Annotated in this window: 9 protein-coding genes; all 9 read left to right on the plus strand. The window is 52.6% G+C overall.

The annotated features are described in order from the left end of the window. The first annotated feature begins 23 nt into the window (after window positions 1-23). Window positions 24-1,682, plus strand: a complete 1,659-nt coding sequence (locus GU3_RS15100) for a polysaccharide biosynthesis/export family protein (RefSeq protein ID WP_014293398.1) — start codon at window positions 24-26, stop codon at window positions 1,680-1,682. Further along, on the plus strand, window positions 1,682-2,479 hold the full coding sequence (locus tag GU3_RS15105) for an ABC transporter permease (protein WP_237711153.1): 798 nt from the start codon (window positions 1,682-1,684) through the stop codon (window positions 2,477-2,479). Before GU3_RS15100 ends, GU3_RS15105 begins: the two co-directional genes overlap by 1 nt. After that, complete coding sequence (locus GU3_RS15110; protein ID WP_014293400.1) at window positions 2,476-3,162, plus strand: ABC transporter ATP-binding protein; 687 nt, start codon at window positions 2,476-2,478, stop codon at window positions 3,160-3,162. The genes GU3_RS15105 and GU3_RS15110 overlap by 4 nt, the downstream gene beginning before the upstream one ends. Before the next feature lie 187 nt (window positions 3,163-3,349). Next, window positions 3,350-4,432, plus strand: coding sequence for a chain-length determining protein (locus GU3_RS15115; RefSeq protein ID WP_014293401.1), 1,083 nt, complete (start codon window positions 3,350-3,352; stop codon window positions 4,430-4,432). Window positions 4,433-4,436: 4 nt separating this feature from the next. Continuing rightward, window positions 4,437-6,362, plus strand: coding sequence for a glycosyltransferase (locus tag GU3_RS15120; protein ID WP_202798265.1), 1,926 nt, complete (start codon window positions 4,437-4,439; stop codon window positions 6,360-6,362). After that, complete coding sequence (locus GU3_RS15125; protein WP_014293403.1) at window positions 6,359-7,783, plus strand: mannose-1-phosphate guanylyltransferase/mannose-6-phosphate isomerase; 1,425 nt, start codon at window positions 6,359-6,361, stop codon at window positions 7,781-7,783. The genes GU3_RS15120 and GU3_RS15125 overlap by 4 nt, the downstream gene beginning before the upstream one ends. Then, window positions 7,783-9,732, plus strand: coding sequence for a chromosome segregation ATPase-like protein (locus GU3_RS15130; RefSeq protein WP_014293404.1), 1,950 nt, complete (start codon window positions 7,783-7,785; stop codon window positions 9,730-9,732). Before GU3_RS15125 ends, GU3_RS15130 begins: the two co-directional genes overlap by 1 nt. A gap of 3 nt (window positions 9,733-9,735) precedes the next feature. Then, on the plus strand, window positions 9,736-11,094 hold the full coding sequence (locus GU3_RS15135; protein ID WP_014293405.1) for a hypothetical protein: 1,359 nt from the start codon (window positions 9,736-9,738) through the stop codon (window positions 11,092-11,094). A 1-nt stretch (window position 11,095) separates the two neighbouring features. Beyond that, entirely contained in the window at window positions 11,096-12,595 is a 1,500-nt protein-coding gene (locus GU3_RS16900; RefSeq protein WP_158308473.1) for a sulfotransferase family 2 domain-containing protein, read from the plus strand. Window positions 12,596-12,630 lie beyond the last annotated feature (35 nt).

Below are 12,630 nucleotides of genomic sequence, written 5' to 3' on the forward strand. Positions count from 1 at the left end.
TACTTCTCCCCCTTGGGCTACTCATGCTGGCGGGCCCCGCCCAGGCCCAGCTGATTGGCGCCAGCGCCGGCGAACTGCCCGCCGAGCAACAAAGCCGCTATAACTCGCCGTCCGAAGCCGACCAAGCCGCGCAAAACAGCAACACCCAGTGGCAAAACCCTCGCTATGGCACCCACGGCGCTCCTGCAATGGCCACCGACTACTCCAGTTTTGGCAGCCACCTGTTCAGCGGCGGCTTTAGTGGCGTGCGTGCCGACGGCCTTAACCCGGACTATGTGATCACCCCCGGCGATCAGGTTACCCTGCGGGTGTGGGGCGCGGTAGAAATAGACAAAGTGCTGCCGGTGGATGCCCAGGGCAACATTTTTATTCCCGGCGTGGGCCCCATTAAAGTGCAGGGCATAAGGCACAGCCAGCTGGACGCCCGCGTGCGCAGTGCCGTTAACTCCATCTACTCCAACAACGTGCAGGTATACACCAACCTGCAGGGTGTGCAGCCGGTGTCGGTGTTTGTAACCGGCTATGTGCAGAACCCTGGCCGCTTTGCCGGCACCCCCAGCGACTCGCTGCTGTATTTTCTCGATCAGGCCGGCGGCATAGACGACGCCACCGGCAGCTACCGCAAGGTGCGGGTTAAGCGCCACGGCAACACCATTGCCACCGCCGACCTTTACGCCTTTTTGCTGAACGGCACCCTGCCCCGCCTGCAGTTTAAAGACGGCGACACCATAGTGGTGGAAGAACGCGGCCCCACCGTGACGGTGGAAGGCGACGTGGCCCGCCCCTATCGCTATGAGCTGCTGCGCACCGGCATGACCGGCCAGGAGCTGCTGAAACTGGCGCGACTCAAGTCGAACGTAACCCATGTGCTGCTGCGCGGCGCCCGTGCCCAGGGCCCGGTTTCCAGCTATGTAAAGCTGAACGAATTCGACCGGCAACCGCTGAACAGTGGTGATCAACTGGTGTTCAGCCGCGACATGCGCGACAACACCATAGTGGTGCAGTTGGAAGGCAGCTATTACGGCCCCTCGCACTTTGCCCTGCCCCGCGATGCTCGCCTGCATGAACTGCTGAACGCCATTGCCGTGCCGCAAACCATGACCGACACCGCCAGCATCTCGCTCAAGCGAGTCAGCGTGGCCGAGCGCCAGAAACAAGCCTTGAATGAAAGCCTGGCAAGGCTGGAAACCACCTACCTGGGCGCCACCTCTTCCACCGCCGAAGAAGCCCAAATTCGGGTGCGTGAGGCCGAGCTTATCAGCCAGTTTATTGAACGCGCCCGCCAAGTAGAGCCCAACGGCCGCCTGGTGCTGGCCAACAACGGCACCATCAGCGACATTCGCCTGCAAGACGGCGACGTGATCACCATTCCGGAAAAATCCGATGCGCTCTTGATCAGCGGCGAAGTGCTGGTGCCCCAGTCGGTGGTGTTTGCTCCCGGCCGCAGCGCCCAGGACTATATCGCCGGCGCCGGCGGCTTTACCGAGCACGCCGATGAAAGCCGCATTCTGGTGGTGCGCCAGAACGGCGAAGTACGCGAGGCGGCAGACGTAACCCTGCGCCCGGGCGATGAAATTCTGGTGTTGCCCAAGGCCCCCACCAAAAACTTGCAACTGGCCGGCACCATCACCCAGATCCTTTACCAGATCGCCATTGCCGCCAAGGTGGCGGTGGATCTGTAATGAGCACAATGCCGACCCGCACACCCTGGCAGGTAACCCGCAGTGTGTGGTTCGCCATGTTTATGCGCGAGGCCGTGTCGCGCACCATGGCCGATCGCATGGGCTGGTTCTGGATGATTGCCGAGCCGGTGGCCATTATTGCCATCATGGTGGCCATGCGTGCCATGATCAGCCACAGCAACGGCCTGATTATTGGCGCTGATTTCATCCCCTGGATGATTGTCGGCTTGATGGGCTTTTACCTGGTACGGGACGGCATGATGCGAGGCCTGGGCGCCGTGGATGCCAACAAGGCGCTGTTTGCCTACCGCCAGGTTCAGCCGGTGGATCCGGTGCTGGTGCGCAACTTTCTTGAAGGAATACTGCATACCGTTGTTTTTCTTCTTTTTATTGTTGGCGGTTTGATGGTTGGCATGGATATGTTTCCGGACAACCTGATCAACGCCCTGTTCGGCTGGTTTTCGTTATGGACCCTGGGGCTGGGGCTTGGGCTGATTGTTTCCGTTGCCGGCACTCTTATTCCCGAGCTGGCCAAGATTGTTCGCATGCTCAGCCTGCCCTTAATGATTATTTCCGGCGGCATTATTCCTCTGCATATACTCCCGCATAATGTGCTGGAATATTTAATGCTAAACCCTATAGCCCATGGCCTTGAGCTGCTGCGCCATGACTTTTTTGAGCCTTATCATATGGCCAAGGGCTCCAGCAATATCTATCTGTGGCTGATCAATCTGGCGTTGATTACCTTTGGCCTGCTGTTGCATGCGCGCTTTAAAGAGAGGTTAAAGGCACAATGATTGCCATCCAAAACCTTTACAAACGCTATAACAACCACGACGGTACCGAGAACCACTGGGTACTGAAAGACATCAACCTTACCATTCCCAAAAACGTAAGCGTGGGCCTGCTGGGCCGCAACGGCGCCGGCAAAAGTACCCTGCTGCGGCTAATTGCCGGCATGGACAGCCCCGAGCGGGGCGTGGTGGAGCGGCATGCCCGGGTTTCCTGGCCTATCGGGCTTTCCGGTGGCTTTCAGAGCAACATGACCGGCAGGCAAAACGTAAAATTTGTGGCCCGGGTGCACGGTGGCGGCCTTAACGTGCAGCGTATTATCGACTACGTGGAAGACTTTGCCGAAATTGGCGATGCCTTCGACCGGCCTATCCGCACCTATTCTTCGGGCATGCGTGCCCGACTGAACTTTGGCTTATCTTTGGCCTTTAACTTCGATGTATACCTGTCGGACGAAGCCACGGCGGTAGGCGACCGCGCCTTTCGGGAAAAAGCCAGCAAAGCCTTTAAAGACAAAGTAGGCCAGTCCAGCCTGATTATGGTGTCGCACTCCGAAGGCATACTCAAAGATCTGTGCCAGGCTGGCATTTACCTGAAAAACGGCCAGGCCCAATGGTATGACGACATCAACGACGCCATCGTGGCTTACCACCAAGAAACTGCCCCGCCTCCCAACCTTCACCCTTAAAAAGGGGGAAGAGCAAAAACTCCCTCCCCTTTTTAAGGGGAGGGCTGGGGTGGGGTCTTCTCTCCCTCCCCTTACCAAGGGGAGGGTTGGGGTGGGGTTAAAACAAACAACGCCGGGCAACAACATGAAACCGCCCGAATAAATTCGGGCCTACAGGCAACAAATTCGAATCCAAAACTGAGACACCATGCATCACTTCATCAAAAAACAACCCCATTGGGCTGCCGCCCTGGTGGCGATTCTGGCCGTTGCCTTTTACTGGTTCGCCTGGGCGGCGGATCGTTATGTTTCTCGCGCCACCGTCGTGCTGGAAAGCCCGCAAATTGCCGCACCCGAGTTCAGCTTCTCCAGCCTTATCAAGGGTACCAGTGGCCACAGCGATCTGCTGCTGCTGCGCGAGCACCTGCTCTCTACCGATATGCTTAAAAAAGTGGAGGCCGAGCTGCCTTTTCGCCAGCACTACAGCCAGAATGGCGATCTCTTCTCCCGCTTGTGGGACGCCAGCGCCCCCATTGAGGAAGTACACGAATACTTTAAAAAGCGCGTAAGTGTAGAATTGGATGAATACGCCGGTGTACTGAACATAGAGGTACAGGCCTTTACCCCGGAATTTGCCCATCAACTGGCCGCCCTGTTGCTGCAAAGCGGCGAAGCCCATATGAACGACATGGGCCAACGCCTGGCAGAAGAGCAGGTTAAATTCCTGGAGCGCCAGGTAGAACGGCTGGAGCACAGGCTGAATACAGAGCGGGCCGCCCTGCTGGCCTACCAGAACGAGCACGGCCTTATCTCGCCCCTGCACACGGTAGAAAGCCTTAACCAGGTAGTGGGCACGCTGGAAGGTGAGCTGGCCCGCCTGCAGGCCCGCTACACGGCGGCCCAAAGCTACCAGAGCACCCGCTCCGCCGAAATGGTGCAAATCAAAAACGAAATCAACGCTCTGCAAACCCAAATAGACCGCGAGCGCAACCGCCTGGCGCAAGAAACCGGTAATGCCCTTAACCGCATTTCCGCCGACTATCAAACCCTGGAGCTAAAAGCCCAGTTTGCACAACAAACCTACTCCAGTGCCCTGGCAGCCCTGGAAAACACCCGTATAGAAGCCGCCCGCAAACTCAAACAGGTAAGCGTGCTGCAAAGTCCGTTGCAGCCGGAGTATGCCACCCAGCCCGAGCGGCTCTACAACGCCAGCGTATTTGCCATCATCACCCTGTTTCTGGCCTTTATTGCCAACATGATGATGCTGATCATTCGGGATCATCGGGACTAACCCAATGAACCAAGCCACAATACAAAACCAAATAACGGCGTTCACAGAGCTGGCTGCGCACCCCTACAACCAGCCAGTAGACCTCCATTTTGCGTTACCAACCCGCTTTTATGCGGGCATGTATGCCATTTGGTTGCTGCGCCCGGCGTTGCAGCAACGATTTCCGTTACACAAACAGCGCCAGCAAGATTACCTTAAGTTTCTGGCCTGGTGCGTGGGTGTGGGCAGAAGGCAATATGCCCTGTTAAGAGAAAACCAGGCCTGGAACCAGGAACTGGATAACCCCGTAACACTGCCCCCCCTGCGTGGTGACCAGTGGCAAGGCTGTTACACCAATGCGGTATATCTGGCAGGCATTTATCGTGCGGGTTTCTGGCCTGCGTTTTATCTGCATAACAAAAAAATACGCCACCGGGCCACACGCTGGTTTTTTCGGGATGGCCGTGAGTTGCTTGGCTTTAGTGCACTGCCCCAGTGGCAACAGCAGCAAGTGCTGGCGAACTTTGGTAATGCTGAGCAATTTATTAATGCCATTACCCTGCCCAAAGATCACCAAACCAAACATGGCATGGCGCGCCTAAAAGAGATGAATAAAGACATTCTCTCGCTCACCGCCACACCAGATGCTCACCTGGTGCAGAAGCAGGCTCACGCAGATTCCATCAGCAAACCGCAGGCCTGGCTGGCCAGCCTGTGCTGGCCCATCACCACCCGTTTGCTAAACGCAAAATACAAAAAGCACGCCAAAGCAAGTGTGCAAACACTCTCCACCACCATGAAGGCGGTTAACCAGTTGCAGTGGCAACGCACAGCAGCTACTTCCGCCTTGCCGTTTGGTGTAAACCTCTATGGCTATGCCCGTGGCGAGCTTGGCATAGGCGAAGATGTGCGCATGATGGCGCTGTCGCTGGAAGCCGCCGGCATACCGTTTTGCATCATCAATATTGAACCGGGCAACGATGTAAGCCAGCAAGACAGCTCGGCTGAACACTGGATTAGCCAGGCGCCCCAATATCACATCAACATATTTTGCATGACCGGCATAGAGCACTGCCGGCTGGTGTGTGAGCAGGGACTGGCACTGCTGCAAAACCATTACAACATTGGCCTGTGGCCCTGGGAGCTGCCCCAGTGGCCCGAGCCCTGGGAGCACAGCTTTCACCTGGTGGACGAGCTATGGGGCATAAGCCACTACACCGTCCATGCCTACCACAAGGCTCAAGTGCCGGTGCAGGCAGTGCCACTGCCGGTAATGCTGGGCGAGGTAAGCAATAAGCAACGCCGGCACTGGCAATTGCCCGAACAAGCCTACTTGTTTGTGTTCGCGTTCGACATGAACTCCACCCTTGCCCGTAAAAATCCGGCTGGCCTGATCAAGGCATTTTTAACAGCCTTTCCGGACAGAACCGCCAGCGAAGTAGGCCTGGTGCTTAAAATAAGCCACCTCAAACAGCAAGATCCCGCGTGGCAGAAACTGGAAGCACTTATTCAGCAAGACACCAGGATCCATCTGGTTGCGGAAGAATTGCGCCGCCCCGATGTGCTGGCGCTGTATGGCTGCTGCGACTGCTATATAAGCCTGCACCGGGCAGAAGGCTTTGGCCGTGGCCTGGCCGAGGCCCAACTGCTGGGGCTGCAACTGATTGCCACAGGTTACTCCGGCAATATGGATTTTTGCGCTCCTCCCACCCTGCTGGTGAAGCACCAGCTTAGTCGGTTGCAGCCCGGCGAATATTTTTATGGTGATGGCCAGCACTGGGCAGAGCCAGATATTGACCATGCAGCTTTGCTGATGCAGCAGTGCTTGCAAGAAAAACAAGAAGACACACAAACAGAATATAACCTTGCTCGCTTTACCCCAGACTATTGCGGCCAGGTGTTTAAAGAAAAACTAACCAGCATTAATCAACGAATCAGAGATCATCTATGAACTTAGATCGCATTCACCCTGTAGTACTTTCCGGTGGCTCCGGCAGCCGCCTGTGGCCCCTTTCCCGTGCCGGTTACCCCAAGCAATTTTTGCCACTGGCCGGCGAGCAAACCATGTTGCAGGGCACCATGCAGCGGGTGGCCGGCCCTCAGTTTGCTGCTCCGTTAATGATTTGCAACGACGAGCACCGCTTTGTGGTAGCTGAGCAGCTGCGCACCGCCCGCATTACCGCCAACCGCATTATTCTGGAGCCCATTGGCCGCAATACGGCACCGGCAGTGGCGGTGGCTGCTCTTACTCTGCTACAACAGCATGAAGACGCCCTTATGCTGGTGTTGCCTTCCGATCACGTTATTCAAAACGAGCCGGCGTTTCACGCGGCCATTGCCAGGGCAGAGCAGGCCGCCAGGCAGGGCAACCTGGTCACCTTTGGCATTACGCCCAACAAGCCGGAAACCGGCTATGGCTATATTCAGCAAGCCGAAGCATTAAGTGTGGATGGCGTACACAAGGTAGCCCGCTTTGTTGAAAAACCGGACGCAGACACCGCTGCCACCTATGTAGCCAGTGGCGAGTTCCTGTGGAACAGCGGCATTTTTCTGTTCAGTGCCCGCCAGTACCTGGATGAACTGAAAGCCCACCATCCAAAAATGGTAAAAGCCTGCGAGGCAGCACTGGCGCTGGCAGAAAACGACCTTAACTTTTGCCGCTTGAACAAAGAAGCCTTTGCCGACTCTCCATCTGATTCCATTGACTATGCGGTAATGGAAAAAACCACTCATGCCGCCGTGGTACCGGTGGATATGGACTGGAGCGACCTGGGTGCCTGGTCTGCATTGTGGGACATTACCCAAAAAGACGAGCACGGTAACGCCAGCCATGGTGATGTGCTGCTGCACAACACCCGCAACAGCTATGTGCATGCCGACCACGCCCTGGTGGCGGTAACCGGACTGGACGATGTAATAGTGGTAGCCACCGACGACGCCGTGCTGGTGGCCAACCGCAACAACGCACAAGACGTTAAAAAAATCGTAGACACACTCAAAGAGCAAGGCCGCTACGAGCATACCCTGCACACCACGGTGCACCGCCCCTGGGGCAACTATCAGGGCATAGACCTGGGTGAGCGCTATCAGGTAAAGCGCATTAGCGTGAAGCCCGGTGAGCAACTCTCTTTGCAAAAGCACTACCACAGGGCCGAACACTGGATTGTGGTAAAAGGCACCGCCCTGGTTACCTGTGGCGACAAGGAATTTCTGGTGCGTGAAAACGAATCTACCTACATTCCCATGGGCGAGGTTCATCGCCTGAAAAACCCCGGCAAGGTAGAGCTGGAGCTGATTGAAGTTCAGTCTGGCGGCTATTTGGGTGAAGACGATATTGTAAGACTGGAAGACGGATACGGACGCACAAAATAATGAAAGCACTTTGTATTACCGGCATGAGCTCAGCCAGCTTGCAGCAGGTGGGCTCTTTATTCTTTGACGCTGGAGTAAACGAGGCTAAACCAGTAGAGCGTGGTGTTACTGTTACCATCGGCAACTGGGAAAGGACCATCCTGGGCAAACAGTCTCAATCTTCATCGACTGTTAAAATATCGAACCTTTGGCGGCAACTGGCTGCAGATTTGTTGCTCAACAATATGGATAGCAGCATCTGGGCCTGGACGAGCAGTACTAGTGCTTTACTGCTGGATTTTTGGGCAGAACTGGATCACGACATTCATTTTCTATTGATAGGCTGCTCGTTACAGGAGGGCCTGACCAATGAAGTGAACAATGGTGCCAACCTCGAGGAATTGCAGAAGTATTATCATCAATGGTGCCGATACCATCAGACTCTGTTGCAATTCTACCTAACTCACCCAGAGCGTTGCCTGCTGGTCGATCAATATGTTGCCTTGAATAACGGTGTAAATTTGCTCCAAACGGTGAGTGATCGCTGGGGTTGGAACCTCTCGCTTAGTAAGAAGCTCACAACCAACTTTCAAGTAAATTCTTGCTCAAAACTTTCTTATTATCTGGCTCAGCAATTGATTACTGAGCGTTTCAAACTGCCAGATTTCGCACAAGAAATTACCGCTGCACAGCATCCATTGACTCTACCCCAGGATAGTGGTTTTACAAATGAACCGGCTATAACCGTTGAAGAGCTGCTTACCGTTTATCAACAAGAAAAGCAGGAGCAACAGCAGCAAGCAGTTATCTCAGAGCAGCAATATCAATCAAAACTAACAGAGCTAAACTCACAAATGGCAGAGCTGATTTCCAGCAATCAGCAGCTGCGTCAGAATGAAGAGCAAGCCCGAGTACACTTAACCCATGTAGAAAACGAAGCCAAAAAACTACTGCTGGAACTGCATAACACTCAGCAGGAGCTGGAGCAGGCACTGCTGGATAGAGAGTCTATCCTGCAGCAGGCTAATCAAGCACAACAAACTCTTAACGCAAAAATGACCGAGTTGGAAAACCACCGTGACCAGTTGACCCAAAGCGAAGAGCAATTGCGTGCCCGCCTGAACCATGTAGAAAACGAAGCCGAAAAACTGCTGCTGGAACTGCATAACACTCAGCAGGAGCTGGAACAGACACTGCTGGATAGAGAGTCGATCCAACAGCAGGCTAATGAAGCACAACAAGCTCTTAACGCAAAGATGACCGAGTTCGAAAACCGCCGTGACCAGTTGACCCAAAGCGAAGAGCAATTGCGTGCCCGACTGAACCATGTAGAAAACGAGGCCGAAAAACTGCTGCTGAAGCTGCACAACACCCAACAAGAACTGGAGCGGGCGCTGATCCGGCAAGATGAGCTGAAAAAACAACAACAAACAGCCGAGTCGACAAAGTCCCTTGGTGCCCTACCCCGGTTGTGGAGCGGTAAAAAGACAGTCCTTCCAAAGCTGAACTTTAGCGAGCTGCAACTGCGCCATGTACAAGTAAACCCGGATTATGAACACCTCTGGTTCAGCCTGAAAAATCCAGAGTTTGGCAAACACCAGCTACCCCAGTGGCAGTTCCGTTTGTCCTGCGCCGCCATTCGGCCTGGCCAGTTTGGCAGCCAGCCTAAGCTGGAATTTCCAAAGCAGCCACAACAGCTGCTTGGCAACTGGTTTGCAGAAAGTCAGGATGACTTTGGCGAAAAGCTGGAGCTTCGCTTCGCCCTACCGGACGCCATGGACAAAGGGCTGTGGAAAAAGCTCGGCACTAAGGATCAGCAACTGCTGCAGGCATTGATCAACCAGTTGCCGACCATGTTGCAACAGGCACAGCAATTACGCCCCACCCTCTCCCGATCGTGGCAGGACTGGCATAGCCTGGCAGAAGATGTTCAACGCATTTACGCCCTTAAGGCAAAACCAGGAAAGTAACCCATGACGGCGCAATATCAAACTCTCATTCATATAGGCTGTGGTACACAACCACCCTTAACACTTTACCGGCAATTGGCTGAAAAAACGGTGCTGGTGGATGCCGCCGATGCTGTGGTAAACACATTGCAGCAACAGGCTAGTGAAACACCCCAAAAGGTGGAGGTGCTGCAACGGGTAATCGCAGCGTCAACACAACCAGTATGCTTTTATGAGTACAACCTTAACTGGGTAAGCAGCCTTAAACCGGCACCAGAAGAACTTAAAGTGCTTTATCCGGGCCTTGCCCTTTTGCGACAAAACGAGCACACAGCGACTGGTCTGCCCGACTTCCTTGGTTCTATAAGCTGCGGTCAACCGGGCACTAACCTGCTGATCCTTGACTTACAGGACCAGGCCGAAAACTTACTGCAGGCCCTGGCTCAAACAAACCTGCTTCAGTCATTTTGCTGCATTGTGCTTCCTCATCATCAGCAACAAGCACTCAGGATAAACAACCTGCCGCTACAGCTTCATCCTGCTGCCGGGCAATTGCCCGCAGAGCTGACCCAGGTGCTGAAACAACCGGAAGTGTATATCCTCCACCCCTGGCTGCAACAGCTTGCCGACCAGCAAAACACCATTGCCGGATTACAACAGCAACAGACACATCTGCAGGCAGGCAAAGCCCAAATGGAACAGGCTTTGCAGCAAGCAGAGCAAAGCGCCAAGCAACAGCAAGGAGAACTAAACGAAGTTAAGCAATCCTTTGACGCAATCAGCGCCGAAAATACAACGCTTCGGCAGCAACTTACGCAAGCCCAACAACAGTACACCGAAAGTTCCACTGAACGACAAAGCCTTCAGCAACAACTCCAATCGCAAACCCAATTGCAACAAACGCTGGAACAGCAAAACCAGCAACTGCAAGCCCAATATCAGCAGGCCACCCAAGCAGTACAGAGTGCCGGCCAAACCATAGAAAGGCTGAATGAACAAATTAAAGGTCTGCAATCCGAAAATGAAGCATTTCGGGCAGAAATCAGTGAGCTGCAACAACGATTACAAACACGGGATGCGGAACAAAACACATTGCGCCAACAACTGGATGAAGCTAATAAACAAAAAGAACACGCGCTGCATCAAAACCATATCAATCATGAAGGCTGGAAAGCAGAACAGGCACGCACTGCTCAGTTGGAACAAGAGCTGAACCATGCCAACAACGAGCTGGAACAGGCTCGTCAGCAGGCACAACAAACCAGCCTGCAGCTGGTACAAGAGCAGAGCTCTCGCCAGCAACTGATTGAACAGGAAGTGATGAAGGCAGAAGCCCAGCTTGAATTAATCAAGGATGTGCTGCTTCGCAGCCAGGAAGCTTGATATGGCCAAATCGAAGAATAAAAAAAGAATAAAAAAACGCACGTCACTCACTCCTGCACCTCGTTCAGCACACACAATCGCCCTCCCCTCGGCAGAAACATCGCGCTTGACTCAGGCCCGAACCCATTGGCTGTTTAATGAATGGGATCAGCTTACACAGGTCCAGCTGCAGGAAGTGGAGCAACAACCACAGCGGGAACAACTGGCGCTGCTAATTGCCAGCGCACACCAGCAGAAAGGTAATATAACCACAGCACAAACCTGGGCCAAGCAGGCATTAGCTTGGGGAGCCAGCCGCAAGGCGGTTGCCCAGGTTCTGGTTTCAGGCTTACATCACACCTTGGGGAGAGTAGCGATACTCCAAGAAGATGGTCAAAAAGCACAACGTCATTTCTCTGATTCTATATCTGTAATGCAGCTACAAGATACAGATACTGGAACTTTGGCAAAATTTCGTATGCATGACCAGATACAGCTTCTGAAAGAGAATATAAACAACAGTGCTTGTAATGAATCACTAACCAGAGAGGATGTTAAGCAAGCTTTTCGCTATATCCTTAATCGTGAGCCTGAAGATGAAAAAACAATACTGTCACATGCACAACTTGCATCAAAAGAGAAGCTCAGAACAACACTGATAGAATCAGCCGAATTCACAGAGAAATACAACAAGCACCATCGAAATAAGGTATATAAAAACACAGAAGTGAACCTTAGTGAACAAAGAGTGATTTTTATGCATCTCCCTAAAACGGGGGGAAGTACAATGCATAAACTACTCGAGAAACACTTCCACTCAAGTGAAATCTGCCCAGAGCGGTGGAATTATTTACGGGAATATCAACTTGGTGAACTGAGCCAGTATCGATTATTATCTGGTCATTTTGATTACACCAGCTGCAAAATGATTCCCGGGCTTAATAATAAAATTATCACTATGTTACGTGAGCCAAAGTCACGATTAATATCACTGTATTACTTTCAACGTGCACACAAAGCAGAAGTCATTAAGAGAGAAAGACTTAGACTAGCAGAACTGGCAAACCAGTACACTATACTAGATTTCTTTAAACTTGAAGAAGTTCAGCAACATACATCGATTTCGAATGCAATGGTCAATGCATTAATCGGGGTTTCTCAGCTCAGACGTTGGGAGCATGCTGCAGATATAGAAGACAATCATCGAAAAACCACATGCATGACAGACCAACAAAATCTTTCTCTAGCTAAAAAAAACCTTGTAAATTTAAATGCGTTTGGAATCATGGAACACTTTGATGATTCTGTAAAAAAAATATTTAAGAAAATAAATTTAGAAGTGCCATCGTCAATATCATGGGAAAATAAGTTAAATAAAGTCATGCATACAAACCCTGGATTGAAGCAAGTAACCAGGGAACCCATGACTGAAGAACTCAATGAAATATTATCAAAGCTAACCGCACTAGATCATCAGCTTTATGAGTTTGCTCTAAATAAATTCAAAAAAGACCTTACATGAAACGCTAGAGCAAAACATTTTTCAACTTCACCTAT

It is taken from the genome of Oceanimonas sp. GK1 (assembly GCF_000243075.1).
Taxonomy (GTDB): domain Bacteria; phylum Pseudomonadota; class Gammaproteobacteria; order Enterobacterales; family Aeromonadaceae; genus Oceanimonas.

Excerpts from the sequence above, each read along its gene's own strand:
- GU3_RS15100 (WP_014293398.1), top strand. The coding sequence starts at position 24 with ATGCTGGCGGGCCCCGCCCAGGCCCAGCTGATTGGCGCCAGCGCCGGC.
- GU3_RS15105 (WP_237711153.1), top strand. The coding sequence starts at position 1,682 with ATGAGCACAATGCCGACCCGCACACCCTGGCAGGTAACCCGCAGTGTG.
- GU3_RS15110 (WP_014293400.1), top strand. The coding sequence starts at position 2,476 with ATGATTGCCATCCAAAACCTTTACAAACGCTATAACAACCACGACGGT.
- GU3_RS15115 (WP_014293401.1), top strand. The coding sequence starts at position 3,350 with ATGCATCACTTCATCAAAAAACAACCCCATTGGGCTGCCGCCCTGGTG.
- GU3_RS15120 (WP_202798265.1), top strand. The coding sequence starts at position 4,437 with ATGAACCAAGCCACAATACAAAACCAAATAACGGCGTTCACAGAGCTG.
- GU3_RS15125 (WP_014293403.1), top strand. The coding sequence starts at position 6,359 with ATGAACTTAGATCGCATTCACCCTGTAGTACTTTCCGGTGGCTCCGGC.
- GU3_RS15130 (WP_014293404.1), top strand. The coding sequence starts at position 7,783 with ATGAAAGCACTTTGTATTACCGGCATGAGCTCAGCCAGCTTGCAGCAG.
- GU3_RS15135 (WP_014293405.1), top strand. The coding sequence starts at position 9,736 with ATGACGGCGCAATATCAAACTCTCATTCATATAGGCTGTGGTACACAA.
- GU3_RS16900 (WP_158308473.1), top strand. The coding sequence starts at position 11,096 with ATGGCCAAATCGAAGAATAAAAAAAGAATAAAAAAACGCACGTCACTC.